Source organism: Streptomyces sp. NPDC001816 (genome assembly GCF_042892235.1).
Classification (GTDB): Bacteria; Actinomycetota; Actinomycetes; order Streptomycetales; family Streptomycetaceae; genus Streptomyces.
Map to the genome: position 1 here is coordinate 35,407 of NZ_JBIATY010000002.1, position 26,524 is coordinate 61,930.

The window sequence follows — 26,524 nt, forward strand, 5'->3', positions numbered from 1 at the left end:
TGGGGAAATGCCCGGCCTGGATATCTCCAGCATCTTTCCGAACGCGGAGTTCCGCAAGTGTCGAATGGTTAGATACCGTAGGAAACCGGGCGGTTGAACGATGAAGCAGCGCCCTCTCATGCCGTCCGCGCACTCCCCGTACTGCCCCGCCCCGTGAGCCGCGGCACCGGCACCCCCACCGCCCGGGCCGCCTCCCCGTCCAGCAGCGCCATCAGCTCGCGTGCCGCCGTGCGCCCGAACTCGGCGCTGTCCCGGGACAGGGCGGACAGCCGGGGAGTGACCATGCGGCACAGTGCCGAGTCCTCCCAGGACACGAGCGACACATCCTGCGGGACGCGGAAACCGAGGTCGGCGGCCGCCGCGAGACCGGCCACGGCCATCACGTCGTTGTCGTAGATCAGCGCGGTCGGGGGAGGGGAACCGCCGAGCCCGCCGAGCACCCGGCGGGTCACGGCGGCGCCCTCCGCGTCGGAGTAGTCGGTGGTCACCGAGCGGACCTCGGTGAGGCCGCGGCGCCCCGCCTCCGCGCGCAGCGTGGCGATACGACGCCGGGTGTGCGCCAGGGTGGGGAGGCCCGCGATGTGGACGATCCGCCGGTGGCCCAGCGCCGTCAGCTCGTCGACCACGGACGCCATCGCGCCGGCGTCGTCCGCCCACACCGTGGACAGGCCGGGGTGGCGCACGTCGGGGGCGCCGCCGATCACCACGGCGGGCAGGCCCAGTTCGTCCAGCAGGTCGGGGCGTGGGTCCTCGGCGCGCGGGTCGACCACCAGGACGCCGTCCACCCGGTGCTCCGCCCACCAGCGCCGATAGACCGCGCACTCGTCGGCCACGTCCTGAGCCACCTGGAAGAGCAGGCCCAGATGGCGTTCGGCCAGCACTTCCTGGATGCCGGAGACGAGTTGCAGGAAGAAGGAGTCGACGCCCAGGGTGTCCGCCGGTCGGGCCAGGACGAAGCCGACCGTGGCCGCTCCCTCGCCGGAGAGGGCGCGGGCCGCCGTGCTGGGGCGCCAGCCGAGCTGCTCGGCGACCCGGCGGACCCGGGCGCGGGTGGTCTCGGAGACACCGGGGCGGCCGTTGAGGGCGAAGGAGACCGCGCTCTCGGAGACTCCGGCGCGGCGCGCGATGTCCTTCATCGTCGGTCGGCGCGCGGGTGATCGCTTCTCCGGCAACGCTGGGCCCTCCATTCCGTGCGGTCCGATCCCGGCCAACTGCTAATGCGCTTGAGCGCACTTACCCTAAAGCGCATTAGCGACCGGCGGCAATAGCTCCAACGCACCGCTGTGAGCAGGGATTTTGAGTCACTAATGACTTTAGCTGGGTCGAATCCATTGACTCCTCACGGAATCGCTGGGCACAGTCTGGCCCGGCACCTTCGGCCCCATCCCCCCTGCATCCCCCTGCAAAGGAGCCCAGCCGCCGTGCGCATCTCCCGCAGAACCTTCGCCGCCGCTGCCGTCGCCCTCGTCCTGCCGCTGAGTGCCTGCGGCTCGGGAGGGGACGACGGCGGCTCGACCGACGCCTCGGGCAAGGTCGAGGGCGACATCACCTTCCAGACCTGGAACCTGCGCGCCAACTTCAAGCCGTACTTCGAGGGCCTGATCGCGGACTTCGAGAAGAAGTACCCCGGCACCCATGTGAAGTGGATCGACCAGCCCGCCGAGGGCTACGCCGACAAGATCAGCGCCGACGCGGCCGGCGGCACCCTGCCGGACGTCGTCAACGTCTCCCCGGACCTGGTCGCCCCGCTCGCCAAGGCGGGCCTCGCCCTCGACCTCGACAAGGCCGCGGGCACGTACAAATCCGAATACCTGGACGGGGCCTGGGCCGGCCACCAGGTCCCGGGCCTGAACGGCACCTTCGCCTTCCCGTGGTACCTGAACACCGGCCCGCTCTTCTACAACAAGTCCCTGTTCGAGAAGGCCGGACTCGACCCCAGCACCCCGCCGAAGACCTACGACGAACTCTTCGCCGACGCCCTGCAGCTGGCGAAGAAGAGCGACGGCAAGGTCGCCACGCTCGCCAACGTGCCCACGGTCGAGGACTTCGGCCGGTACGGCGTCCAGCTGATGAACAAGGAGGGGACCGGGTTCGCCTTCAACGACACCAAGGGAGTCGAACTCCTCACCAAGTACAAGGAGTTGTACGACGCCAAGGCCCTCGACCCGCAGGCCCTGACCGCCACTCCGGAATCCTCCGGCAAGAAGTTCCTCACCGAGGCCGTCGCCATGAACCCCGGCAGCGCACTCGACCTCGGCAACTTCAAGAAGCAGGCCCCGAACCTGTACAAGAACATCGGCATCACCGACCAGATCACCAGCACCGGGCACGTCAACATGTACGTGATGGGCGTGATGGTCAACTCCCGCACCAAGCACACCCCGGCCGCGGTCGCCTTCGCGCACTTCGTCACCGACGCGCAGAACCAGATGTCCTTCGCCAAGAAGGTCGCCATCTTCCCGAGCACCGCGGGCTCCCTCGACGACCCGTACTTCACCAAGGAGGACGGCACCGACGAGACACGCGTCCGTATCGCCGCCGCCAAGTCCCTGAAGAACGCGGTCAATTACACGCCGGTGCTGTTCAGTGAGCAGATGAAGACCGCGCTGCGCAACGAGGTCGCCAAGGCCCTACAGGGCAAGGAGAGCCCCAAGACGGCTCTTGATAACGCTGTCAAGGCCTGCGACCAGCTCCTGAAGCAGCAGGGCTGAACCGGTATGGCCACTCCCACCGCGCCGTCCCGGGTGCGGCGGCAACTGCCCACCAGCCCCTGGCTGTTCGCCGCCCCGGGACTGCTCGTCACGGGCGCCTTCGTGCTGTACCCGTTCGTGTCCACCGTGGTGAACTCCTTCACCGACCGCCGCACCCTGATCCCGGGCCGTTTCGTCGGACTCGCCAACTTCCGCGAGCTGCTCCACGACGACATGTTCTGGACCGGCCTGCGCAACAGCACGCTGTACGTCGTCGGGGTCGTACCGGCCCTGGTGGTCCTGCCGCTGCTGCTCGCGCTGCTGGTGCAGAAGAACATCCCCGGCATCACCTTCTTCCGGTCCGCCTTCTACACCCCGGTCGTCGCCTCCATCGTGGTCGTCGGGCTGATCTGGGTGTGGCTGCTGGACGAACGCGGCCTGGTCAACTCCCTGCTGGAGACGGTGGGAATCGGGCGGGTCGGCTTCCTCAGCGACCAGTGGCTGCTCCTGCTGAGCGCCATGGCCGTGACGGTGTGGAAGGGTCTCGGCTACTACATGATCATTTATCTGGCCGCGCTGGCGAACGTACCGCGCGAGCTGCACGAGGCCGCCGCCGTGGACGGCGCCGGACCGGTCCGCCGCTTCCTTAACGTCACCGTGCCCGCCGTGCGCTCCACCATGGTGCTGGTCGCCGCGCTCTCCTCGGTCGCCGCGTTCAAGGTGTTCTCCGAGGTGTACCTGATGGCCGGCCCGAGCGGCGGCCCGGCCGGCGAGGACACCACCCTCGTCATGCTCGTCCAGCGCACCGGCACCGGCCTGACCGGCCGCGTCGGCTACGCCTCCGCCCTCTCCGTCGTCGTGTTCGTCGTCACCGTCGCCCTGATGCTGCTCGTCCTGCGCGCCGACCGGAGGGAGGAGACATGAGCGTCCTGGAGAAGGTACGGCCCCGCCAGGAGCCCGCCGTCCGCGAGCCGCGCGTCACCGACGAGCACGGCAGCCGCATCCGGGCGTGGGAACTGGTCCTGCGCTACGCGCTGCTGCTCGCCGTGCTGGCGCTCACCGTCGGCCCGTTCCTGTGGCAGCTGTCCACGTCCCTCAAGGGCCCCACCGAGGACATCTTCAGCTCGCCGCCGAAGTTCCTGCCCGGCCGTCCCACCCTGCACAACTACGAGCGGGTCTCCCGCACCATCCCCGTGTGGGACTACGCCCTGAACTCGCTGAAGGTCGCGAGCGCGAGCGTGGTGACCAACTGCGTGGGCTCGGCACTCGCCGGGTATGCGCTGGCCCGGCTGCGCTACCGCGGCCGGGGCGTGGCCACGCTGGTCTTCGTGCTGGCGATGCTCGTGCCCGTGGAGGGCATCATCATCGCCCAGTTCACGACCATGCGGGAACTCGGCCTGAACAACACGCTCATCGGCGTCGTCCTGCCCGGTTCCATCGGAGCCATGAACGTGCTGCTGATGCGCAACGCCTTCCGGAACCTGCCCTACGAGATCGAGGAGGCCGCCTACGTCGACGGCGCCGACGTCTGGCAGCGGTTCTGGCGCATCGCGCTGCCGTCGGTGAAGGGCACCCTCGCCGTCGTCGCGATCTTCGCCTTCATGGGCGCCTGGGACGACTTCCTGTGGCCGCTGATCGTGCTCAGCGACCCCGACAAGTTCACCCTGACCATCGGCCTCAACTATCTGCACGGCACATTCGCCAACGACGAACGCCTGGTCGCCGCCGGCACCGTCATCGCCGTGGCCCCGCTCATCGCCCTCTTCGCCTGCCTCCAGCGGTACTTCTTCCGCGGGGTCGGCGAGGGCGCCGTCAAGGGTTGAGCCACCTACCCGGCCGAGTTCAGCGCCTCGGCCGAGCCCCGTATCCCTGCCGAGTCCCGTACCCCCGCAAGGACACACCGCATGCCTCCTGCCGTGCGCTTCGGCGTCAACTACACGCCCAGCGAAGGGTGGTTCCATCACTGGCTCGACTTCGACCTCGACTCCGCACGCGCCGACCTCGACGCGATCGCCGCCCTCGGCCTGGACCACATCCGGGTCTTCCCGCTGTGGCCCTACTTCCAGCCGAACCGCACCCTGATCCGCCCGCGCGCCGTGGAGGACCTGGTACGACTGGTCGACGCGGCCGGCGAACGCGGCCTGGACGTCAACGTGGACGGGCTGCAAGGGCACTTGAGCAGCTTCGACTTCCTGCCCGCCTGGACCCGCACCTGGCACCGGCGCAACCTCTTCACCGACCCGGACGTCGTCGACGGCCAGGCCGCCTACCTGCGCACCCTCGCCGCCGCCCTCGCCGACCGACCCCACTTCATCGGCATGACCATCGGTAACGAGGTCAACCAGTTCGCCGCCGGGCCCCACCCCGACCCCGACCGGATCACGGCCGAGGACGCCGAGCGCTGGCTGACCCGGCTGCTCGCCGCCTGCGCCGAGGGCGCCCCGGACAGGCCGCATCTACACGCCTCGTACGACGCCGCCTGGTACCAGGACGACCAGCCCTTCACCCCCGGCCACTCGGCCCGCCTCGGCGCCGTCACCGCCGTGCACTCCTGGGTCTTCAACGGCACCGCCCAGCGCCACGGCCGTACCTCCGTACCGGCCGAGCACCACGCGGCCTACCTGGTCGAGCTGAGCAAGGCCTGGGCCGAGGAGCCGCACCGGCCCGTGTGGCTCCAGGAGGTCGGCGCACCGGCGCCCCTCGTCCCCGCCGAGCACGCGGCCGCCTTCACCGAGGCGACCGTGGAGAACGTGCTGGACTGCCCCGACCTGTGGGGCGTCACCTGGTGGTGCTCGTACGACGTCTCCCGCGAACTGGCCGACTTTCCCGAACTCGAGTACGGCCTCGGGCTGTTCACCAGCGACCGACGGCCCAAGGACACCGCGCGCGTGCTGGCCGACGCGGCACGTGCCCATCGTGCGCCCCCCGCCGTGCGCGGTACCGCCCTCGTCGTGCCCGACGACCCGGCCCACCGCTCCCGCTGCGCCCCCGGCGGGCCCGTCTTCGACGCCTTCTTCCGGCTCGTCGCCGACGGAGCCCGCCCCACCACCGTCCTGGACACCCGCGCGGACGACAAGGAACACCTCGCCGCCCGCGGCATCACCGAAGTCGTCACTCCCGACCAGGTACTCCCCACCCCACAAGGAGGAACTTGCTCGTGAACCCCACCAGACGCACCGTCCTGATCGCCGGGGCCGCCGCGGCCCTGTCGCCCACGCCCGCCCTTGCGGTGCCTCGTCCCAAGGCGGGCGCCACCCCGCCGTACGCCTCGTACTGGTACCCGGACTCCCTGCCCTCCGGCAGCCCCGGCGCCGGTATCACCTGGCGCAGCCTGAAGGCCTGGCGTGCGGCCGACGATCCCGATCTCGCCTTCAACGCGGCGTCCGTGCCGCTCGCCGCCCGCTTCACCCCGACCCCGGCGAACACCACCGCCCGCTCGGGCCAGGCCCGCATCCAGTCCCTGGTCTCCTTCGGGCCGACCTCCAGCAACCCCTCGCAGGGGTCGGCCACCGCCGACTACTACGCCCTCACCCACTGGGCCTACCTCGACGAGCTGGTGTTCTGGGGCGGCTCGGCGGGCGAGGGGCTGATCCTGGCGCCGAACGCGCCGATCGTGGACGCGGCCCACCGGCACGGCGTGCCCGTCCTCGGCACCATCTTCCTGCCGCCCACCGCCTACGGCGGCCGGCTGCAGTGGACCCGCGACCTCGTCCAGAAGGACTCCTCCGGGCACTACCCGCTCGTCGCTCAACTCGTCGCGGTGGCGGCGGCGTACGGCTTCGACGGCTGGTTCGTGAACGCCGAGACCGGCGGCGGGAACACCGCGCTCGGCACCGCCATGCTCGGGTTCGTGAAGGAGCTGAAGACGCTCGCGGCGGCCAAGGGGCAGCGGGTGACCTGGTACGACGCGATGACCGTGAACGGGACGGTCAGCTGGCAGGGCGCGCTGAACAGCCAGAACCAGGCCTTCTTCCAGGCCGCCGACGACATGTTCGTCGACTTCCGGTGGAGCGCGGCGACCCTGGCCTCCTCGGGGACCAAGGCGGTTCAACTGGGCCGTAGCCGCTACGAGTTGTGGGCGGGCGTCGACGTCGAGTCGAACGGGTCCGGCTCGTCGGTGAACTGGGACGCCATCGTGCCGACCGGGAAGGCGCACGTCACCTCGATCGGCTTCTACCGGCCCGAGTGGACCCGCAACCACCTGCCCGCCGGGCAGCGCGCCCCGGAGGACTTCCACGCGGCCGACGACCGGTTCTGGACCGGGCGGTCGCTCGATCCGGCGCGGCCGGACGGGACGGATCCGTGGCGGGCGCCCGCGGTGTCGGTGGCGGACCGGTCGACGGTGTCGTCGATGCCGTTCGCGAGCGTGTTCAACACCGGGCACGGGCTGCGGTGGTACGAGGAGGGGGCCGTCACCTCGGACGCGCCCTGGAACCACCTCGGGCTGCAGGACCGGCTGCCGTCGCGGCGGTGGGTCGTGCGGACGGCGGGACGGCGGCCGGCGGTGTCCTTCGACTTCGCGGACGCGTGGCGGGGCGGGAGCAGCCTGCTGGTCGCTGGTGAACCGGATCAACCAGTGGTGGTGGATCTGTATGCGACCCGGCTGGCGGTCGGTGTTGACACGGTTGTCGAGCTGACGCATCGGACCGACGCCGGAAGTGTGAACGTCGAGCTGGCCGTCGCCACCGCCGAACCGACCGGCGCCGGTGCGACACCGCCGTACACCTATCTGCCCGTGAACTCGGTCAACACCGAGGGAAGCCCGGCTGTGAACTCGGACAACACCTGGCAGACCTCGACCGTACGGCTCACCGGGCTGTCCGGCACGATCCACGCCCTCGGCGTCCGCCTCACCGCACCCGACGGCGGCGCCGTGCGCTGGCGGCTGGGCGGCCTGGCCGTACACGACACCGCCCCGGCCCCGGCCGCCCCCGCCGGCCTGCGGGTCACCGCGGCCTCCGGAGGCGACCTGCGCTTCGCCTGGAGCGCCGCGCCCGCCCCCGTCAACGAAGCAACGGCGTCAGCCACACGCCACTACGAACTCCACCGCGTCCTGCCCGACGGCACCCGCCGCTTCCTCGGCGGTACCTGCCAGCGCGCCCACTTCGTCGCCGGCCTGCAACCCGCACCGGGAGAGACGGCCGCACGATTCGAACTGCGCTCGGTGGGGGAGCTGTACAACGCCTCGACTCCCGTGACCGTCACCCACACCTGGTAATCACCCGGAACCCAGCAGGGAGCACCCCGCATGCATGACGACCGCAACCTGGTCGAAGCCCGCCTCCGGCGCGTCCTCGACGAACGCATCCGTCCCGCCGTGTACCCCGAGTCCGTGCCGCTGCAGGTCGCGGTCTGGCACGCGCCGGGCGAGCCCGTGCCGGTCGCGGAGGGACTGGCGGCCGAGCCCGCGCCGATCGAGGTGGGCGCCCGGTGGGGTGCTCCGTGGGGGACCAGCTGGTTCCGGGTGACCGGGACCGTGCCCGAGGCCTGGGCGGGCCGGACCGTCGAGGCCCTGCTCGACCTGGGCTTCGACGAGAACATGCCCGGCTTCCAGTGCGAGGGCCTGGTCTACCGGCCCGACGGCACCCCGGTGAAGGGCCTCAACCCGCGCAACCAGTGGGTGCGCATCGGGGCGCCCGTCGAGGGAGGAGAGGAGGTGCGCCTGCACATCGAGGCCGCCTCCAACCCGGTCATCCTCGACTACCACCCCTTCCGGCCCACCCGGCTCGGCGACAAGGACACCGCCGGGCACGAGCCGCAGTACACGCTCACCCGCATGGACCTCGCCGTCCTCGACGAGACCGTGTGGCAGCTGGTGCTGGACCTCGAGGTGCTGGGCGAGCTGATGGCCGAGCTGCCGGTGGACTCCGCGCGTCGCTGGGACATCCTGCGCGCCGTCGACCGGGCCCTCGACGCCGTCGACCTGCAGGACGTGGGCGGCACGGCGGCCGGGGCCCGTGCCCGGCTCACCGAGGTGCTGGCCGCCCCCGCCGTGCCGTCCGCGCACCGGATCAGCGCGGTCGGGCACGCACACATCGACTCGGCCTGGCTGTGGCCGCTGCGCGAGACCGTGCGCAAGGTGGCCCGAACGACGTCCAACATGACCGCGCTCATCGAGGACGAGCCGGACTTCGTCTTCGCCATGTCGCAGGCGCAGCAGTGGGCGTGGGTGAAGGAGCACCGGCCCGAGGTGTGGGCGCGGGTGAAGAAGGCCGTGGCGGAGGGGCGGTTCGTGCCGGCCGGCGGGATGTGGGTGGAGTCGGACACCAACATGCCCGGCTCGGAGGCGATGGCCCGTCAGTTCGTGCACGGCAAGCGGTTCTTCCTCGACGAGTTCGGCATCGAGAACGAGGAGGCCTGGCTGCCCGACACCTTCGGCTTCGCGGCCGGACTCCCGCAGATCATCAGGGCGGCCGGCTCCAAGTGGCTGCTCACCCAGAAGATCTCCTGGTCGCAGACGAACAAGTTCCCGCACCACACCTTCCAGTGGGAGGGCATCGACGGCACCCGGATCTTCACCCACTTCCCGCCCGTCGACACCTACAACTGCTCGATGAGAGGCAGCGAGATCGCCCACGCGGCACGGAACTTCAAGGACAAGGGCAGGGCCCGGCACTCGCTCGCGCCCAGCGGCTGGGGCGACGGAGGCGGCGGCACGACCCGCGAGATGGTCGCCAAGGCGGCCCGGCTCCGCGACCTCGAAGGCTCCGCGACCGTCGTCTGGGAGACACCCCGGGCGTTCTTCGAGAAGGCCGAGGCCGAATACCCCGAACCCCCCGTCTGGGTCGGCGAGCTGTACCTCGAACTGCACCGCGCCACCCTCACCAGCCAGGCCAGGACGAAGCAGGGCAACCGCCGCAGCGAACACCTCCTGCGTGAAGCCGAACTCTGGGCCGCCACGGCAGCCGTGCGCACCGGATTCCCCTACCCCTACGACGGGTTGGACCGGCTCTGGAAGACGGTCCTGCTGCACCAGTTCCACGACATCCTGCCCGGCTCGTCCATCGCCTGGGTGCACCGTGAGGCCCGGGCGACGTACGAGCGGATCGCCACGGAGCTGAACGGCATCATCGAGACGGCCCAGCGCGCGCTCGCGGGCGAGGGGGAGACGCCCCTGGTGTTCAACGCCGCCCCGCACCCGCGCGCCGGCGTCCCGGCCGGAGGCGCGGCGACACCACGCACGGACGGCGCGACCACGCTCGCACCGCGCCCGGAGGGCGGCCACGTCCTGGACAACGGCCTGCTGCGGATCGAGATCGACGCCCAGGGCCTTGTCGTCTCCGCGTACGACATCGACGCCGACCGCGAGACCATCGCCCCCGGCGCCGCCGCGAACCTCCTCCAGCTCCACCCCGACTTCCCGAACATGTGGGACGCCTGGGACGTGGACGAGTTCTACCGCAACACCGTCACCGACCTCACGGACGCCGATTCGGTCACGGCGGGCGAGGACGGCGCATCGGTGCGGATCGTCCGCTCCTTCGGCACCTCCCGCGTCACCCAGGTGCTCACGCTGCCGCCCCGGGAGCGACGCCTGGTGCTGGACACCGAGGTCGACTGGCACGAGACGGAGAAGTTCCTGAAGCTGGCCTTCCCGCTCGACCTGCACGCCGAACGGTACGCGTCGGAAACCCAGTTCGGGCACTTCCACCGCCCCACCCACACCAACACCTCATGGGAAGCGGCCAAGTTCGAGGCCTGCAACCACCGCTTCGTCCATCTGACGGAGCCGGACTGGGGCGTCGCCGTCGTCAACGACTCGACGTACGGCCACGACGTGACCCGCACGGTCCGCACCGACGCCGACCGCGGTACGACCACCACGGTGCGGGTCTCTCTGCTACGCGCCCCGCGCTTCCCCGACCCCGAGACCGACCAGGGCGTCCACCGCTTCCGGCACGCCCTGATCCCCGGCGCCCGCATCGCCGACGCGGTCCGCGAGGGCTGGCGGATCAACCTGCCCGAGCGGCGCACGACCGGTGCGGGTGAGGTTGCCCCGCTGGTCACCGTGGACAACGAGGCGGTCGTCATCACTGCCGTGAAGCTGGCCGACGACGGCACCGGCGACGTGGTGATCCGCTTCCACGAGGCCCACGGAGCCCGGGCCCGGGCAACCCTGATCGCCGCCTTCCCGTTCACCGACCTCACCGTGACGGACCTGCTGGAACGGCCGGGCGGGGAGGGCGAGCCACCGGTGCGGGACGGTGACCGGATCACCGTACGGCTGCGGCCGTTCGAGCTGATGACGCTGAGGTTGCGCAGGCTGCGTGACCGGTAGGCACGGCACCGAGGTGCATGACCCGCCTGGCTGCGGCGACGCCGACGGCTAACCGATCTGCGCCCGCAACCACTCCTCCACCTCGCCCACATGCGCGGCCGCCGCCGCTCGCGCCGCCTCCGGGTCGCGGGCGGCCAGGGCGCGGTGGATGGCGGCGTGTTCGCGGCGGGTCCGGGTGAAGGCGCCCTCCTCCTGGTAGCCGCGCCAGACGCGGGCGCGGAAGGTGCGGGAGGACAGGCCCTCAAGGATGGCGGCCATCGTCTCGTTGCCGGCGGCGGCCGCGATCTCGCGGTGGAAGGCCAGGTCGTGGGCGAGGATCTCCTCGGGGTCGTCGGTGGCGTTCATCGCCGCCAGGTGTTTTTCCACCTCGGCGAGGCGGTCGTTGGTGATGCGGGCCGCGGCGAGTGCGGTCGCCGTGGATTCCAGGATGCGGCGCACCTCGAGGAGTTCCACCAGCTGAGGACCCCGGGACAGGTCCGCGACCACGCCGAAGGTCTCCAGCAGGTCGCCGGCCTCCAGTGCGGTGACGTAGATGCCGGAGCCGTGCCGGGCCTCCAGGACGCCCATGACCGTCAGCGCGCGGATCGCCTCGCGCATCGAGCTGCGGGAGATGCCCAGCCGGGCCGCCAGGTCGCGCTCGGTGGGCAGGCGCTGGCCCGGCTCCAGGCGACCCTCGGCGATCATCGACTTGATCTGCTCGATGGCGCGCTGGGTCACCGTGCCCTTCGGTGAGGCTTCCTCGTCCACGCCGCTCCTCCCGTCGCTGGGTGCGTCGCAGTCTAACCAGGGGAGTGGTCCGACCACTATGCGTCGTTGAGTGGAAAACTTGGCGCCCTAGGGTGTTCCGGCGCCCGAGTGGTCTGATAAGTATCCAGGCATCTGCTCGAACACCCTCGACGAGGAGCCGCGAGATGCCCGTCAGCACAGCGAGGAAGCAGAACAGGTCACGGATCACCGGCGTGGCGGCCCTGGCCGCCTGCGCCTCGCTGCTGCTCACCGCGTGCGGCAGCACCAAGGACACGGGCGCGGCCGGCGCGGGAGGCGGAGGCAGCTCCGGCCGGGTCGGCGTGATCCTGCCCCTGCTGACCTCGCCGTTCTGGCAGTCGTACAACGACTACGTGCCCAAGATGGCCAAGTCCGAGGGTGTCGACGCGCTGAAGACGGTCAACTCCAACAGCGATCCCTCGCAGCAGATCACCGACATCAACAACGAACTGAACCAGGGCGTGAAGGGACTCGTCGTCGCGCCCCTGGACAGCGCCGCCATCCAGGCCGGACTCGACCAGGCCGAGCGCAAGGGCGTGCCGGTCGTGGCCGTGGACGTCGCGCCCGACAAGGGCAAGGTCGCCATGGTGGTGCGCGCCGACAACGTCGCCTACGGCGAGAAGGCCTGCGACTACCTCGGACAGCACGTCACCAGCGGCAAGGTCGTGCAGATCATGGGCGACCTCGCCTCGGTCAACGGCCGCGACCGCTCCGAGGCCTTCCGGGCCTGCGTGAAGAAGAAGTACCCGAAGCTCAAGGTGCTGGAGATCCCCGCCAAGTGGGAGTCCGACACCGCGGCCGCCAAGCTGGACACGCTGCTGGGCGCCAACCCCGACATCAAGGGCATCTACCTGCAAGCCGGCGGTGTGTACCTCGCGCCGACCCTGCAGACGCTGAAGTCGAAGAACATGCTGAAGACGGCGGGCCGGAAGGGCCACATCGTCATCGTCTCCAACGACGGCATCCCGCAGGAGTTCGACGCCATCCGCACGGGCCGGATCGACGCCACCGTCTCCCAGCCGGCCGACGCCTACGCCCAGTACGGCATGTACTACATCAAGGCGGCGATGGCGGGGAAGACGTTCGAGCCCGGTCCCACCGACCACGGCTCGACCATCGTGAAGCTGCCCAGCGGCATCCTGGAGGACCAGCTGCCCGCGCCGCTGGTCACCAAGGAGAACGTCGACGACCCCAAGCTCTGGGGCAACACGGTCAAATGAGCACACCTCTCGTTGAAGCCGAGGGCATCGTCAAGCGGTACGGCCCCACGGTCGCCCTCGCCGACGGCCGGCTCACCGTCCACCCCGGCGAGTCCCACGCACTGGTCGGCCGCAACGGCGCGGGCAAGTCCACGCTCGTCAACGTCCTCACCGGACTCCAGGCCCCGGACGAGGGCACCGTACGCTTCGACGGCGAGCCGACACCCGCGCTCGCCGACCGGGACGCCTGGCGCCGCAAGGTCGCCTGCGTGTACCAGAAGCCCACGGTCGTACCGGAGTTGACGGTCGCCGAGAACCTGTTCATCAACAGGCAGCCGCTGCAGCGGGGCTTCATCAGCTGGCGTCGGCTCAGGCGTGCGGCCGCCGACCTGCTCGCCACCTGGGACGTGCACGTCGACCCCGAAGCCCGCACCGCCGACCTCAGGGTCGAGGACCGTCAAATGGTGGAGATCGCCCGGGCGTTGAGCTTCGGCGCGCGGTTCATCGTGCTGGACGAGCCGACCGCCCAGCTCGACAACCGGGAGATCGAGCGGTTGTTCAGCCGGATGCGCTCGCTGCAGGACTCCGGGGTCACCTTCCTGTTCATCTCGCACCACCTCCAGGAGGTGTACGAGGTCTGCCAGACGGTGACCGTCCTGCGCGACGCCCGCTGGATCACCACCGCCCCGGTCGCCGAACTGCCGCGCGCGGCCCTGGTGGAGGCCATGGCCGGGGAGACCGTTGTCGAGCGGGCGGCGACCGTGCGGGACACGGCGGCCGACGACGCGCCGGTCGCCCTGGAAGCGCACGGACTGTCGGCGGAGTCGTACCGGGACATCGACCTCACCGTCCGCCACGGCGAGGTCGTCGGACTCGCCGGCTCCAGCGGCAGCGGGAAGATCGAGCTGGCCGAGTCCCTCGCCGGACTGCACACCCCGACCGGCGGCACGGCCCGGCTCGACGGCGGACGGCTCCCGTTCGGCGACGTCCAGGCCGCGCTCGCGGCTGGTGTCGGTTGCGTACCCCGGGACCGGCACGAACAGGGACTCGTGACCGGGATGAGCATCGGCGACAACGCCACCCTGAGCGTCCTCGGCCGCCTGGGCCGGTACGGCTTCGTCGGCACCCGGCGCAGACGCGGTGTCGCCACCGACCTCATCGAACGCCTCGACATCCACGCCGAGGGCCCCGACCAGCCCGTCTCCGACCTCTCCGGCGGCAACGCGCAGAAGGTCGTCATGGCCCGCGCCCTGGCGTCCGAACCGCGGCTGCTCGTCCTGATCAACCCCACCGCGGGTGTCGACGTGAAGTCCAAGGAGTCCCTGCTGGCCCGGATGGACAGCGCCCGCGAGGACGGCACCGCCGTGCTCGTCGTCTCCGACGAACTCGATGACCTGCGGCGCTGCGACCGGGTCCTCGTCCTCTTCCACGGCCGGATCGTCGCCGAGCACCCGGCGGGCTGGCACGACCACGAGCTGATCGCCTCCATCGAAGGAGTGGACCATGGCTGACACCAAGGCCCCGCCGCTCATGCCCGTCAAGGTCCAGGGCCCCCGCTCGGCCAAGGCCGTTTTGCTCCGCCGCGCCCGCGAACTCGCCCTGGTTCCCGCCCTGTTGCTGCTGATGGTGCTGGGCGCGTTCGTCAACGACTCCTTCCTCACCGAGCGCAACATCATCTCGATCCTCGGCGCCTCCGCGGCCCTCGCCATGGTGGTGCTCGCCGAGTCGCTCGTCCTGATCACCGGCAAGTTCGACCTGTCGCTCGAATCGGTGGTCGGCATCGCCCCCGCCGTGGGCGCCCTGCTCGCCCTGCCCTCGGCCCAGTCCGGCTGGGGCACCGAGTGGCCCACCGCGTTCGCCCTCGTCACGATCCTCGTCGTCGGCGCGGCGATCGGCGCCCTCAACGGCATCCTCGTGGTGAAGTTCCGGCTCAACGCCTTCATCGTCACCCTGGCGATGCTGATCATCCTGCGCGGGCTGCTGGTCGGCGCCACCAAGGGCAAGACGCTGTTCGGGATGCCCGACGCGTTCTTCACCCTCGCCACCACGACCTTCCTGCGCGTCCCGATGTCCGTGTGGCTGGCGGCGCTCTCTTTCGCGGTCACCGGGCTCCTCCTGCGCTACCACCGCGTCGGCCGCGCCCTGTACGCCATCGGCGGCAACGCGGACGCGGCCCGCGCGGCCGGTATCCGGGTCGAGCGCGTGATGCTCGGGGTGTTCGTCGTCGCCGGTGTGCTCGCCTCCGTCGGCGGCCTCCTGCAGACCGGGTACGTCGGCGCGATCAGCGCCAACCAGGGCAACAACATGATCTTCACCGTGTTCGCGGCGGCCGTGATCGGCGGCATCAGCCTGGACGGCGGCAAGGGCACCATGGTCGGCGCCCTCACCGGCGTCCTCCTGCTGGGCGTCGTACAGAACCTGCTGACCCTCGCGCAGGTGCCGTCGTTCTGGATCCAGGCCATCTACGGCGGGATCATCCTCGTCGCCCTCATGATCGCCCGCGTGACGACGGGCCGGTCCCAGGACTGACTCCGCCCCAACTGCCCCCTGACCGAAAGGACTTCAGTGTCCGAGGCCCCCGCCCGCATCACCGCGGTCGACACCCACGACATCCGGTTCCCCACCTCGCGCGAGCTGGACGGCTCCGACGCGATGAACCCGGACCCCGACTACTCGGCGGCCTATGTCGTCCTGCGCACGGACGCCGCCGACGGGCACGAGGGGCACGGGTTCACCTTCACCATCGGGCGGGGCAACGACGTCCAGGTCGCCGCGATCGACGCGCTGCGGGGCCATGTGCTCGGCCGCCCGGTCGAGGAGGTCTGTGCCGACCCCGGCTCGCTCTTCCGGGACCTGATCGCCGACAGCCAGCTGCGCTGGCTCGGCCCCGAGAAGGGCGTGATGCACATGGCGATCGGGGCTGTCGTCAACGCCGTCTGGGACCTCGCCGCCCGCCGGGCCGGCAAGCCGCTGTGGCAGCTGCTCGCCGACGCCGCACCGCAGTGGCTGGTCAGCCAGATCGACTTCCGCTACATCACCGACGCCCTCACCCCCGAGGAGGCCCTCGACCTGCTCGGGCGCGGCAGCCAGGGTGCCCAGGACCGCCGGGCCCGGCTGCTGGAGCGCGGCTTCCCCGCCTACACGACCTCGCCCGGCTGGCTCGGCTACGACGACGACAAACTCACCCGGCTCGCCGCCCAGGCCGTCGCCGACGGCTTCCGGCAGATCAAGCTCAAGGTGGGCGCCGACCTGGCGGACGACGTACGGCGCTGCCGGGTCGCCCGCGCCGTCGTCGGACCGGACGTCCGCCTCGCCGTCGACGCCAACCAGCGCTGGAACGTGGACGAGGCGATCGCCTGGACCAAGGCGCTCGCCGAGTTCGACCCGTACTGGATCGAGGAGCCCACCAGCCCCGACGACGTCCTCGGCCATGCGGCCATCCGCCGTGCGGTGACACCTGTCAGGGTCGCCACCGGCGAGCACGTCCACAACCGCATCGTGTTCAAGCAGATGCTGCAGGCCGGCGCCCTCGACATCGTGCAGATCGACGCGGCCCGCGTCGGCGGGGTCAACGAGAACCTCGCCATCCTGCTGCTCGCCGCCAAGTTCGGCGTCCCCGTCTGCCCGCACGCCGGCGGGGTCGGCCTGTGCGAACTCGTCCAGCACCTGTCGATGTTCGACTTCCTTGCGCTCTCCGGCACCACCGAGGACCGGGTCATCGAGTACGTCGACCACCTCCACGAGCACTTTCTCACCCCCGTGGTGATCCGCGACGGCCACTACACGGCCCCCACCACGCCCGGCTTCTCTGCGGCCATGCGCCCCGAGTCCATCGCGCGGTACACCTACCCCGGCGGCACCTTCTGGGCCGCCGACCCCGACACACAGAAGGGACAGGCGGCATGAGCGACTTCGCGGGCCTCAGGGCCCTGGTCACCGGGGGTGCCTCCGGGATCGGCCGGGCCACGGCCGACCTCCTCGCCGAACGCGGCGCCCGGGTCGCCGTGCTCGACCTGGACCCGTCCTCGGTGGACAAGCCTCTGCTCGCCTACCGGGCGGACGTCGGCGACGACACCTCGGTGCGTACCGCCGTCGAGCAGGCCGCCGAGGCCCTCGGTGGTCTCGACGTCCTGGTCAGCAACGCCGGCATCGGCGCGCAGGGTACCGTCGAGGACAACGACGACGAGGAGTGGCGACGCGTCTTCGACGTCAACGTCCTCGGTATGGTCCGCGCCGCCCGCGCCGCCCTCCCGCATCTGCGCCGCTCCCGGCACGCCGCGATCGTCAACACCTGCTCCATCGCCGCCACCGCGGGCCTGCCGCAGCGCGCCCTCTACAGCGCCACCAAGGGCGCGGTGTACTCCCTGACCCTGGCCATGGCCGCCGACCACGTCCGCGAGGGCATCCGCGTCAACTGCGTCAACCCCGGTACGGCGGACACCCCGTGGGTCGGCCGACTGCTGGACGCGGCCCCCGACCCCGCCGCCGAGCGCGCCGTCCTGGAGGCCCGCCAGCCCACCGGCCGGCTCGTCTCGGCGGCCGAGGTCGCGGGCGCCATCGCCTACTTGGCCAGCCCCCTCTCCGGCGCCACCACCGGCACCGCCCTCGCCGTCGACGGCGGTATGCAGGGCCTCAGGCTGCGCCCGGCGGGCCGGTGAACCGCCTGGGCCGCAGCGGGGTCCAGGTCAGTCCGCTGGGCTTCGGCGCCGCCGGGATCGGCAACCTGTACACCCCCATGGACGACGAGCAGGCGTACGAGGCCGTGCGCGCCGCCTGGGAGCGGGGCATCCGCTACTTCGACACCGCGCCCCACTACGGCCTCGGCCGGTCCGAACGGCGCCTGGGCGCGGCCCTGCGGGCGTACGACCGCGCCGCGTACACGGTCTCCACGAAGGTCGGCCGCCGCCTGGAACCCGCCGACGGCGCCGGAGACGACCTGGCGAACGGCTTCGCCGTCCCCGCCGACCACCGGCGCGTCTGGGACTTCGGCGCCGACGGCATCCGCCGCACCCTGGAGGCGAGCCTGGACCGGCTCGGCCTCGACCGGGTCGACGTCGTCTACCTCCACGACCCCGACGACCACGCCGAGCAGGCCTTCCGCGAGGGCTATCCCGCCCTGGAGAAGCTCCGCTCGGAGGGCGTCGTGGGCGCGATCGGCGCGGGCATGAACCAGGCGGAGATGCTTACCCGTTTTGTCCGCGACACGGACGTGGACGTGGTGCTCTGCGCGGGCCGGTACACCCTGCTCGACCAGAGCGCGGCGGCCGAGCTGCTGCCCGAGGCCGCGTCGCGGGGGGTGTCGGTCGTCATCGGCGGCGCCTTCAACTCGGGCCTGCTGGCGGACCCGACCCCTGAGTCGACGTACAACTACACCCGTGCCCCGCAGGAGTTGCTGGACCGCGCCCTGCGCCTGAAGGCGGCCGCCGCCCGGCACGGCATCACGCTGCGGGCCGCCGCCCTGGCCTTCTGCGCCGCGCACCCGACCGTCGCGAGCGTCCTGGCCGGAGCCCGCTCCGCAGCCGAACTGCACGACTGCGCCGAGCAGTTCGCCACTCCCGTGCCGCCCGCCTTCTGGCAGGAACTGCACGACACCGGTCTGCTGCCGTCCGAGGAGCCGTCATGAGAGTCGCCCTGCACACCAAGGTCCGCGCCCACCGCATCGCCGACTACGAGGCGGCTCACCGCGAGGTCCCGAAGGAACTCACCGACGCCATCCGCGCCGCCGGAGCCACGTCCTGGACCATCTGGCGGTGGGGGTCCCCCCGCGCGAGCGAAGCCGAGCGTGGGGGAGGCATGGACCTGTTCCACCTCCTGGAGTGCGAGGACTACGGCCGCCTCCTCGCCGCGCTCGAAGAGCTGCCGGTCAACGTCGCCTGGCAGGCCCGGACGGCCGAGCTGCTCGACGTCGTACACGACTACTCGCAGGGCGGCGCGGACGCCGGGCTGCCCGTCGTCTGGGAGCTGCCGTGACCGTCGACGCCCACCACCACGTCTGGGACCTGTCGGTCCGCGATCAGGACTGGATCCAGGGCCCCGAACTTGAGCCGCTGAGAAAGAACTTCACCCTCGCCGACCTGGAACCCGAGGCACGCGCGGCCGGAGTGGACCGCACCGTCCTCGTCCAGACGGTCACCGTCCCCGAAGAGACCCCCGAGTTCCTGGCCATGGCGGCCGGACACGACCTCGTCGCGGGCGTGGTCGGCTGGAGTGACCTCACCCGCCCCGACCTCGCCGACGAACTGGCCCGCCTGCGCGAACTCCCCGGCGGCCCGTATCTGAAGGGCATCCGCCACCAGGTCCAGGGCGAGCCCGACCCGCAGTGGCTGCTGCGGGCCGACGTACGGCGCGGCCTGGCCGCCGTGGCCGAAGCGGGCCTGGTCTACGACCTCGTGGTCCTGCCCCATCAGCTCCCGGCCTGCACCAAGGCGGCCGCAGACCTGCCCCAACTCACTTTCGTCCTCGACCACTTGGGCAAGCCGCCCATCGCCTCGGGCGAACACGAACCCTGGGCCACGGCCCTGCGCGCCCTGGCCGCCCTCCCCAACACCGTCGCCAAACTCTCCGGCCTGGTCACGGAGGCCGACCCCGCCTCCTGGACGACCGAGGACCTGCGCCCGTACACGGAGACGGCCCTGGAGGCCTTCGGCCCCGACCGCCTCATGTTCGGCTCCGACTGGCCGGTGTGCACCCTCGCGGCCACCTACGCGCAAGTCATCGACACGGCAGGTGAGTTGACGTCAGGTCTCAGTGCGGCCGAGCGCACCGCCCTGTGCGAGGGCACCGCCGGCCGGGTCTACGACCTCTGAGCCATCCGGGCCAGCCGCGTGGGCGGCAGCCAGTCCCGCACGTACACCCGCTCCCAGCACGCTCCCGTCTCCCGCAGCTCCTGCCAGGTGGTGTAGCGGTACCGGAAGAGGCGGGCGCGGATGAAGCGGGGCGGGGTGTCCGGCGGGAAGGGGGAGCGGCGCAGCAGCTTCAGGGTGTCGCGGTCGTTCTCCAGCAGCCGCTCCACCAGGCCGCCGAACCATTCGCCGGCGTACGCGGGGGACAGCGCGGCGAACCACATCAGCCAGTCCAGGCGCAGATGGTAGGGCGCGAACTGGCGTGGCCAGTGCCGGGGATCGCCGGGCTTCCCCTTGAACTCGTACTCCCGCCACTCCGAGTCCTCCCGCGGCATGTCGTCCAGCGTGCCCTCGACCACCACCTCGTGACGGATCCGGCTGACGCTGCCGAACGCGCCGTAGGTGTTCACCAGGTGAAGCGGGTCGAAGGAGCGGTTCATGACCTGGCGCCGGGAGATCATGTTCGTCACCGGGTGGTAGCTCAGGTAGACCAGCAGCGCGGCGACCGCGAGCACCACGATCTCGTACCAGAGCGGTGCCGCGGGCACGGACGGTGCCGTGGCGGGCAGCCGCAGCGCGGACAGGGCCACGACGATGGTGATCCAGTTCAGCCAGGAGAAGTTGCCCGACAGCACCAGCCACAGCTGGGTGACGATCATCAGCGCGGCGGCGGCCGTGGCGATCGGCTGGGGGGTGAACAGCAGCACGGGCACGACCAGCTGGGTGAAGTGGTTCGCGGCGACCTCCACCCGGTGCAGCGGCTTCGGCAGGTGGTGGAAGAACCAGCTCAGCGGGCCCGGCATCGGCTGCGTCTCGTGGTGGTAGTACAGGCACGTCAGCTTCCGCCAGCACGCGTCGCCCCGGAGCTTGATCAGCCCGGCGCCGAACTCGACCCGGAACAGGATCCAGCGCAGCAGGAACAGGACGACGATCGGCGGCGCGACCTCGTCGTTGCCCAGGAAGGCGGCCAGGAAGCCGACCTCCAGCAGCAGCGACTCCCAGCCGAACGCGTACCAGGTCTGGCCCACGTTGACGATCGACAGGTACAGCGCCCACGGCACCAGCCACAGCAGGATGCCGCTCCACAGCGGCAGCAGCGAGTCCGCGCCGGCCAGCAGGGCCGCCGACACCGCGCAGCCCGCCCAGGCGCAGGCCGCGAAGAAGCGGTCCGAGTAGTGCAGATGGAACACGCTCGGGGCGCGTCTGAAGCGGATCCGCGCCGTGTAGCGGGGGATCGGCAGCATGCCGCGCTCGCCCAGCAGGGCCCGGAACTGCAGGGCGGCCACCAGGAACGCGACGAGGTACAGACCGGCCAGGGCCCGCTGGAAGACCAGCCGGCTCAGCCAGTAGTCGGGGGTGGTGAACCAGTCCACGTCCGTGCGCTCCTGCCTCCATTGTGGCCGCCGCGTCGATGGTGTCCCAACGGTGCTCGTCACTCCACGTACCGCGCCTCTTCGTGTGCGTAACCGCCGCAGCTGGGACCCAGCGGTCGAAGAATCGGACAAACCCTGGCAAGGTGGCCCCATGGCTGATCGGGCAGCGAGTGCCCTGTCACTCCCGCAGGACGGGCCCGCCCACCCGGATCCGATCCTGGCGCTCAACCGGATGGGCAGCTTCGACTGGGATCTGGACACCGGTCTGTTCAGCATGGACGCCCAGGCGCACGAGATCTTCGACCTGCGCCCCGACGAGTACGACGGTCACCCGGAGACCCTGTCCGTACGGGTGCCCGCCGCGGAGAGCCACCGCCTCGACCTCCTGGTGGCCCAGGCCATCAAGGACGGCCGGGAGAACTACGGCGCGTACTTCCGAGTCCGGCGCCGCGACGGCACCCTGCGCTGGACCCACACCCAGGGCTACATACGGCGCGACGAGACGGGCCGCCCGCGCCGGATCATCGGGATCGTCCGGGACGCCACCGACGAGCTGAGCGAACGCGTGGTCCGCAAGGGCGTGTCCGCGCAGGCCGCCGCCGCCCGGCGCGACCAGACAAACGTTGTCCAGATCGCCACGGCCGCCCTCGCCCACGCCCGCACGGTCCAGGACGTCATCGACGTCGTCACGGACGCCCAGGGCCTGACCCTGCTCGGCTCCACCAGCCTGGTCCTCGGCCTGGTCGAGGCCGGCCGCATCCGGCTGGTCGCCGAGGGCCCCGCGGGCACCTACGTGCCCGGCACCCGGATCACCCGGATCGACGAGCCCTACCCGATGGGCGAGGCGGTGCGGACCCTCAGCCCGTGCTTCATCGAGTCGGCGGAGGAGTTCTCCGAGCGCTTTCCCATCCTGTGGCCGCACATCACGGACATGCACATCACCTCCGCCGCCTATCTGCCGCTGATCGCCCAGGCCCGCCCGATCGGCGCGATGGGCCTGCTCTACAACGACCGCAGCGGCTTCTCGCCCGAGGAGCGCAACGTCCTCGTCGCCCTCGGCAGCAGCATCGCGCAGAGCCTGCAGCGGGCCATGCTCTACGAGCAGGAGAAGGACCTCGCCCAGGGCCTCCAGCAGGCGATGCTGCCCCGCACCATCCCGAGCGTGCGCGGCGCCGACGTCGCCGTCCGCTACCGCGCCGCCACCGCCGGGGGCACCCTCGGCCGGGACATCGGCGGCGACTGGTACGACCTGATACCGCTGCCCGGCGGCCGGGTCGGCGCGGTCATCGGCGACGTACAGGGCCACGACACGCACGCGGCGGCCGTGATGGGCCAGCTGCGGATCGTGCTGCGCGCCTACGCGGCCGAGGGACACACCCCGGCCACCGTGATGGCCCGCGCCTCCGTGTTCCTGCACGAACTCGACACCGACCGCTTCGCCACCTGCCTGTACGCGGAAGCGGACCTGTCCACCGGGGTCGTCCAGGTGGTCCGCGCCGGGCACATCGACCCGCTGGTCCGGCACGCCGACGGCAGCTGCCACCGGATCCCGGTCGAGGGCGGGCTGCCGCTCGGGCTCTCCGCCGAGTTCGGCCGGCTCGAGTACCCCGTCTCCACCCTCGAACTCGACCCCGGCCACACCCTGCTGCTGTGCACCGACGGGCTGGTCGAGCAGCCCGGCTCCGACCTCGACGACGGGCTGGAGGCCCTCACACACCTCATCAGCAAGGGCCCGGACGAGGTGCGCGACCTCGCCACCCGGCTGATCGAGGTGGCCGAGGAGCGGGGTGGCGACGACGACGTGGCCCTGCTCCTGCTGCGCCGCCGCGTCCCGGAGGCCCGGCGGCCCGGCGGCCGGCTCCAGCAGCACGTGGCACCCGGCGACCCCGAGGCCCTCATCCAGGCCCGGCACATGATCTGCGCCGCCGTCCGCTCCTGGGGCGCCCGGGACCGGGCCGACGAGATCGAGCTGGTCGCCGACGAACTCATCACCAACGTCCTGATGCACACCGAGGGCTCGGCGATCGTCACCCTGCGGGCCCTCGAAGGCAGCGGGCGCCGGCTGCGCGTCGAGGTCGAGGACTCCTCCAGCGCCCTGCCGCGCCGCCGCGACGCCGGGGAGGACGGGGTCTCCGGGCGCGGACTGCTCCTCGTCGACCGGCTCGCCGACGTGTGGGGCGTGGAGGCGCGCGGCGGCGGCAAGTGCGTGTGGTGCGAGTTCCTGGTGCACGAGCACACCTGACCACAGGAACCCCGGATGGCACTCTGGACGTATGCCGGAACTCCCCGAGGTGGAAGCCCTCAAGGACTTCCTCACCGAGAACCTGGTCGGCCACGAGGTCGTACGGGTGCTGCCCGTCGCGATCAGCGTCCTGAAGACGTACGACCCTCCGGTCGGCGCGTTCGAGGGCAGCGAGGTCACCGCCGTGCACCGGCACGGGAAGTTCCTCGACATCGAGGGCGGCACCGGCCTGCACTTCGTCACCCATCTGGCCCGCGCGGGCTGGCTGCAGTGGAAGGACCGGCTTCCGGACGGCCCGCCGCGCCCCGGAAAGGGCCCGCTCGCCCTGCGCGCAGCCCTGGAGACCGGCGCAGGATTCGACCTCACCGAGGCCGGCACCCAGAAGAAGCTCGCCGTGTACATCGTCCGTGACCCGCGGGAGGTGCCCGGCGTGGCCCGCCTCGGCCCGGACCCGCTCGCCGCCGACTTCGACGAGGACCGCTTCGCCGCCCTGCTGAAGGACGAACGGCGCCAGATCAAGGGCGCCCTGCGCGACCAGAGCCTGATCGCCGGGGTGGGCAACGCCTACAGCGACGAGATCCTCCACGCGGCGAAGATGTCCCCGTTCAAACTCGCCGCGTCCCTGACCACGGAGGAGACCGAGCGGCTCTACGCGGCGCTGCGCACCACCCTCACCGAGGCGGTCGAACGCTCCCGGGGCCTTGCCGCGGGACGCCTGAAGGCGGAGAAGAAGACCGGCCTGCGCGTGCACGGCCGCACCGGCGAGCCCTGCCCGGTCTGCGGCGACACCATCCGAGAGGTCTCCTTCAGCGACTCCTCGCTCCAGTACTGCCCGACCTGCCAGACGGGGGGCAAGCCGCTGGCGGACCGGAGGATGTCGCGGCTGCTGAAGTAGCCGGCGCGTTCACAGGAATCGGGTCACGATGGTGTAGGCGATGCTCATGAGCACGGTCAGGACGAAGACCGGCATCGCGCAGCGCTTCGCCGCCAAGGTCATGGAACGCGTGGCACTCTTCGCCCCCGGGGTGTAGCGCTTGCGCCGCGCGCTGAGATCGCGCCGGGCGAACGCACCGAGGACGAGCGCCGCCGTCGCGGTGATCAGGGCGGTGATGAGGGCTGGGATCACTCCGTGGTGGCGGGCGGACGCCGCGAATGTCTCTTCCGGTCCCACCCTGAGGCCTTCCTCGGCGTACACCACCGCCACGATTGCCACGACCCAAGTGATCACCGAGGTGACGGCGAGGGCCAGGGCTGCCGCCGCCAACGCGGGGGCGAGCAGGAGTCTGGACTCGGGCCGGTGTGTGAGGCCCGGCTCCTTCCCCTCGCTGCCCGTGGGCTTCGTGTCGGGCGGTGGCGGCACCACCTCGACCTCGACATGGACCACGGCGTCGTCGGCGACCCCTTTCAGCGCGATGTCGCCGGTCAGACGCCCTTCGGTGGACGTGTCGACACCGACGGCCAGGCCTTCGGCGGACTCCTCGACCTGCAGCCACTTGCCCGTGGCGTGGGCCACGCAGTGGCGGGCCAGGGGTGTGCCGTGCAGGGACACGGACTGCCGCGGCACGGCGGTGCCCCGGTGCACCCGGCCGAAGTCCAGGCGGGCCGGGGAGGGTTTGAGGCAGGCATCGCTCAAGGCGCGCCGCGCCTTGTCCGCCACCTGCTGGGTGTCGTCGCGGGCCACGGCCTCCAGAGCCTGGCGTGCCCCTTCGGCCAGGGAGAGGTTCGGGCTCTCCATCCGCGATCTCACCTCGTCGACGGCACCGAGGCGAGTGAATTCGTTTCTGCTCCGAAGGGCCTCCTGCACACGACGTGGCAGGGGTTCGGCCTCGATCCGGATACGGCGGTGGCGGCTGTGGGCCAGCTGCATGCTGCCCTGCATCTGGGCGGTCTTGCTCGGGGTCTGATTGGGGTTCCGCTCCTTCACGTGGTCGAAGACATACTCGTACAGGTCGTCCAGCAGGACCTCGCCGCGTCCTTTGAGGTCGGCGTCACCGGTTTCCAGGCCCTCCACCACCGCGTGGGTGAACACGGACGGTTTCGCGGTGCTGCCCTCGGTGAGCTTGGCGTCCTCGAAGGCGTACTCCATGGAGTTCGACGCCGTGATGACGGCCCAGCCGCGCCCTCCGCTCGGCTTCTCGCCCGTGAAGGCGTCGAGGACGTGCATGTCCCGGGAGGCGCGCACGGACGCCCCGCGGGAGAAGGCTCCTCCGTAGCAGCAGTCGAGGAACAGTGCGGTGCAGCCCGCCCGGGTACCGGACATGCACCCGTAGACGAACTGAGCGGGTACCGCCGTGGCGTTGAGCAGCCTGGGCTGGGTGTCGCGGGCGGCGAAGTACAGGTCGCCGGACTCGTTCTTGATCCCGTGGCAGGAGAAGTGCAGCACCAGCTTGTCGTCACGGCGGCGGTCGGAGAAGAAGGCTTCGATGCTCGTCCGCATGTCCTGGGCGGACGCGTTCCTGACGACTTCCACATCGAAGTCGCCGATCTGCGGATCGCCGAGGACTTCGCAGAGGGCTTCGGCGTCGTGCCCAGGCGCTCTCAGCTGCTTGAGGCCCTGATCCTCGTAGGTGTCGTTGGCGATGATCAGCGCATGCCGGGACTCGCCCATGTCTAGGTCCCCACTGCGGAGTGCTTCGCAAGGAAGATCTTCACCGCTTCGGCCACCTGCTCGTCCGTCGCCGCCGAGAGCTCCAGGGTGTCCCCGTCCAGCGTCAGGGTCAGCGACGGGCGGGTACCCCCGAACCGGCCCAGCCAGTCACGGAGCACACCCACCACCTGGCTCAGCCCGGTGAGGGATGTGCCCAGGCCCAGCAGCAGGGAGCCGACCAGGGCGACGTCCACGCATCGTGCGCCGGGTGGCGTCTCCTCCACAGGGACCGCACGGACATCGTCCGCCACGCCGGCCGAGAGCAGTTCCTGACGCAGATAGCCGGTCAACTGCTCCACACGCTCGGGTTCCGCCCCCTCGTCGCAGAGGCGGATCAGCACTTGGTTCTCCACCGGCTCAGCCCCTTCGTCCGAACTCCTAGGGGCGGCGCAGAGCGGACCGTCGGTGGCTCCACGTCTTCGTTTTCAGTCTCCGCCCCTGCCCGTGAGGCGGCAAATCCGTTGCCGCGCAACGTGATTGACGCTTCA

The 26,524-nt window shown here is 71.1% G+C and carries 21 protein-coding genes; 16 read left to right on the forward strand and 5 right to left on the reverse strand.

Translation table 11 applies throughout. The features are described from left to right. Positions 1–116 precede the first annotated feature (116 nt). Positions 117–1,172 (reverse strand): LacI family DNA-binding transcriptional regulator, encoded by a 1,056-nt coding sequence (locus tag ACFYZZ_RS05830; RefSeq protein WP_389172114.1) that lies wholly within the window; start codon positions 1,170–1,172, stop codon positions 117–119. A gap of 249 nt (positions 1,173–1,421) precedes the next feature. Here ACFYZZ_RS05830 and ACFYZZ_RS05835 point away from each other — a divergent pair, with 249 nt between their 5' ends. From ACFYZZ_RS05835 to ACFYZZ_RS05860, 6 genes are all read left to right on the forward strand, one after another. Continuing rightward, complete coding sequence (locus ACFYZZ_RS05835) at positions 1,422–2,711, forward strand: ABC transporter substrate-binding protein (protein ID WP_389172115.1); 1,290 nt, start codon at positions 1,422–1,424, stop codon at positions 2,709–2,711. 6 nt (positions 2,712–2,717) lie between these two features. Then, positions 2,718–3,614 (forward strand): carbohydrate ABC transporter permease, encoded by an 897-nt coding sequence (locus tag ACFYZZ_RS05840; protein WP_389172117.1) that lies wholly within the window; start codon positions 2,718–2,720, stop codon positions 3,612–3,614. Next, positions 3,611–4,513, forward strand: a complete 903-nt coding sequence (locus tag ACFYZZ_RS05845; RefSeq protein WP_389172119.1) for a carbohydrate ABC transporter permease — start codon at positions 3,611–3,613, stop codon at positions 4,511–4,513. The genes ACFYZZ_RS05840 and ACFYZZ_RS05845 overlap by 4 nt, the downstream gene beginning before the upstream one ends. Before the next feature lie 81 nt (positions 4,514–4,594). Continuing rightward, positions 4,595–5,851, forward strand: a complete 1,257-nt coding sequence (locus ACFYZZ_RS05850; protein WP_389172120.1) for a glycosyl hydrolase — start codon at positions 4,595–4,597, stop codon at positions 5,849–5,851. Then, positions 5,848–7,908, forward strand: coding sequence for an endo-beta-N-acetylglucosaminidase (locus tag ACFYZZ_RS05855; protein ID WP_389172122.1), 2,061 nt, complete (start codon positions 5,848–5,850; stop codon positions 7,906–7,908). The genes ACFYZZ_RS05850 and ACFYZZ_RS05855 overlap by 4 nt, the downstream gene beginning before the upstream one ends. A gap of 30 nt (positions 7,909–7,938) precedes the next feature. Next, on the forward strand, positions 7,939–10,968 hold the full coding sequence (locus ACFYZZ_RS05860; protein WP_389172124.1) for an alpha-mannosidase: 3,030 nt from the start codon (positions 7,939–7,941) through the stop codon (positions 10,966–10,968). A gap of 48 nt (positions 10,969–11,016) precedes the next feature. Here ACFYZZ_RS05860 and ACFYZZ_RS05865 read toward each other — a convergent pair whose 3' ends face one another. Then, on the reverse strand, positions 11,017–11,715 hold the full coding sequence (locus ACFYZZ_RS05865) for a FadR/GntR family transcriptional regulator (protein WP_389172126.1): 699 nt from the start codon (positions 11,713–11,715) through the stop codon (positions 11,017–11,019). A 164-nt stretch (positions 11,716–11,879) separates the two neighbouring features. Here ACFYZZ_RS05865 and ACFYZZ_RS05870 point away from each other — a divergent pair, with 164 nt between their 5' ends. Genes ACFYZZ_RS05870 through ACFYZZ_RS05905 form a run of 8 tightly spaced genes read left to right on the forward strand, consistent with a single transcriptional unit; the run spans position 11,880 to position 19,738 of the window. Next, positions 11,880–12,953, forward strand: a complete 1,074-nt coding sequence (locus tag ACFYZZ_RS05870) for a sugar ABC transporter substrate-binding protein (protein ID WP_389172128.1) — start codon at positions 11,880–11,882, stop codon at positions 12,951–12,953. After that, a complete protein-coding gene (locus tag ACFYZZ_RS05875; RefSeq protein WP_389172130.1) occupies positions 12,950–14,443 on the forward strand; it encodes a sugar ABC transporter ATP-binding protein in 1,494 nt (497 codons plus the stop codon). Before ACFYZZ_RS05870 ends, ACFYZZ_RS05875 begins: the two co-directional genes overlap by 4 nt. Further along, positions 14,436–15,461, forward strand: coding sequence for an ABC transporter permease (locus tag ACFYZZ_RS05880; protein WP_389172132.1), 1,026 nt, complete (start codon positions 14,436–14,438; stop codon positions 15,459–15,461). The genes ACFYZZ_RS05875 and ACFYZZ_RS05880 overlap by 8 nt, the downstream gene beginning before the upstream one ends. A gap of 36 nt (positions 15,462–15,497) precedes the next feature. Further along, entirely contained in the window at positions 15,498–16,838 is a 1,341-nt protein-coding gene (locus tag ACFYZZ_RS05885; protein WP_389172134.1) for an L-fuconate dehydratase, read from the forward strand. Then, the gene (locus ACFYZZ_RS05890) at positions 16,835–17,590 is read left to right on the forward strand and encodes an SDR family NAD(P)-dependent oxidoreductase (protein ID WP_389172136.1); all 756 of its coding nucleotides are present in this window, start codon (positions 16,835–16,837) and stop codon (positions 17,588–17,590) included. The genes ACFYZZ_RS05885 and ACFYZZ_RS05890 overlap by 4 nt, the downstream gene beginning before the upstream one ends. Beyond that, on the forward strand, positions 17,587–18,555 hold the full coding sequence (locus ACFYZZ_RS05895) for an aldo/keto reductase (RefSeq protein ID WP_389172138.1): 969 nt from the start codon (positions 17,587–17,589) through the stop codon (positions 18,553–18,555). The genes ACFYZZ_RS05890 and ACFYZZ_RS05895 overlap by 4 nt, the downstream gene beginning before the upstream one ends. Further along, positions 18,552–18,902 carry an L-rhamnose mutarotase gene (locus ACFYZZ_RS05900; RefSeq protein ID WP_389172140.1) on the forward strand — a complete coding sequence of 117 codons (351 nt, stop codon included), beginning with the start codon at positions 18,552–18,554 and terminating at the stop codon, positions 18,900–18,902. The genes ACFYZZ_RS05895 and ACFYZZ_RS05900 overlap by 4 nt, the downstream gene beginning before the upstream one ends. Then, the gene (locus ACFYZZ_RS05905; protein WP_389172142.1) at positions 18,899–19,738 is read left to right on the forward strand and encodes an amidohydrolase family protein; all 840 of its coding nucleotides are present in this window, start codon (positions 18,899–18,901) and stop codon (positions 19,736–19,738) included. The genes ACFYZZ_RS05900 and ACFYZZ_RS05905 overlap by 4 nt, the downstream gene beginning before the upstream one ends. Here the strand turns inward: ACFYZZ_RS05905 and ACFYZZ_RS05910 are convergent. After that, positions 19,726–21,147, reverse strand: a complete 1,422-nt coding sequence (locus tag ACFYZZ_RS05910; protein WP_389172144.1) for a lipase maturation factor family protein — start codon at positions 21,145–21,147, stop codon at positions 19,726–19,728. The genes ACFYZZ_RS05905 and ACFYZZ_RS05910 overlap by 13 nt on opposite strands. Before the next feature lie 151 nt (positions 21,148–21,298). Between ACFYZZ_RS05910 and ACFYZZ_RS05915 the strand changes: the two genes are divergently transcribed. Continuing rightward, positions 21,299–23,389 (forward strand): SpoIIE family protein phosphatase, encoded by a 2,091-nt coding sequence (locus tag ACFYZZ_RS05915; RefSeq protein ID WP_389172146.1) that lies wholly within the window; start codon positions 21,299–21,301, stop codon positions 23,387–23,389. Positions 23,390–23,420: 31 nt separating this feature from the next. Beyond that, a complete protein-coding gene (locus ACFYZZ_RS05920; protein ID WP_389172148.1) occupies positions 23,421–24,284 on the forward strand; it encodes an Fpg/Nei family DNA glycosylase in 864 nt (287 codons plus the stop codon). Positions 24,285–24,293: 9 nt separating this feature from the next. Here ACFYZZ_RS05920 and ACFYZZ_RS05925 read toward each other — a convergent pair whose 3' ends face one another. After that, positions 24,294–25,997 carry a caspase domain-containing protein gene (locus ACFYZZ_RS05925; RefSeq protein WP_389172150.1) on the reverse strand — a complete coding sequence of 568 codons (1,704 nt, stop codon included), beginning with the start codon at positions 25,995–25,997 and terminating at the stop codon, positions 24,294–24,296. A 2-nt stretch (positions 25,998–25,999) separates the two neighbouring features. Next, positions 26,000–26,389, reverse strand: coding sequence for a hypothetical protein (locus tag ACFYZZ_RS05930; protein WP_389172151.1), 390 nt, complete (start codon positions 26,387–26,389; stop codon positions 26,000–26,002). Positions 26,390–26,524 lie beyond the last annotated feature (135 nt).

Coding starts and splice junctions, on each gene's coding strand:
- ACFYZZ_RS05840 (WP_389172117.1), top strand. CDS start 2,718: ATGGCCACTCCCACCGCGCCGTCCCGGGTGCGGCGGCAACTGCCCACC.
- ACFYZZ_RS05845 (WP_389172119.1), top strand. CDS start 3,611: ATGAGCGTCCTGGAGAAGGTACGGCCCCGCCAGGAGCCCGCCGTCCGC.
- ACFYZZ_RS05850 (WP_389172120.1), top strand. CDS start 4,595: ATGCCTCCTGCCGTGCGCTTCGGCGTCAACTACACGCCCAGCGAAGGG.
- ACFYZZ_RS05860 (WP_389172124.1), top strand. CDS start 7,939: ATGCATGACGACCGCAACCTGGTCGAAGCCCGCCTCCGGCGCGTCCTC.
- ACFYZZ_RS05870 (WP_389172128.1), top strand. CDS start 11,880: ATGCCCGTCAGCACAGCGAGGAAGCAGAACAGGTCACGGATCACCGGC.
- ACFYZZ_RS05875 (WP_389172130.1), top strand. CDS start 12,950: ATGAGCACACCTCTCGTTGAAGCCGAGGGCATCGTCAAGCGGTACGGC.
- ACFYZZ_RS05880 (WP_389172132.1), top strand. CDS start 14,436: ATGGCTGACACCAAGGCCCCGCCGCTCATGCCCGTCAAGGTCCAGGGC.
- ACFYZZ_RS05890 (WP_389172136.1), top strand. CDS start 16,835: ATGAGCGACTTCGCGGGCCTCAGGGCCCTGGTCACCGGGGGTGCCTCC.
- ACFYZZ_RS05900 (WP_389172140.1), top strand. CDS start 18,552: ATGAGAGTCGCCCTGCACACCAAGGTCCGCGCCCACCGCATCGCCGAC.
- ACFYZZ_RS05915 (WP_389172146.1), top strand. CDS start 21,299: ATGGCTGATCGGGCAGCGAGTGCCCTGTCACTCCCGCAGGACGGGCCC.
- ACFYZZ_RS05920 (WP_389172148.1), top strand. CDS start 23,421: ATGCCGGAACTCCCCGAGGTGGAAGCCCTCAAGGACTTCCTCACCGAG.
- ACFYZZ_RS05925 (WP_389172150.1), bottom strand. CDS start 25,997: ATGGGCGAGTCCCGGCATGCGCTGATCATCGCCAACGACACCTACGAG.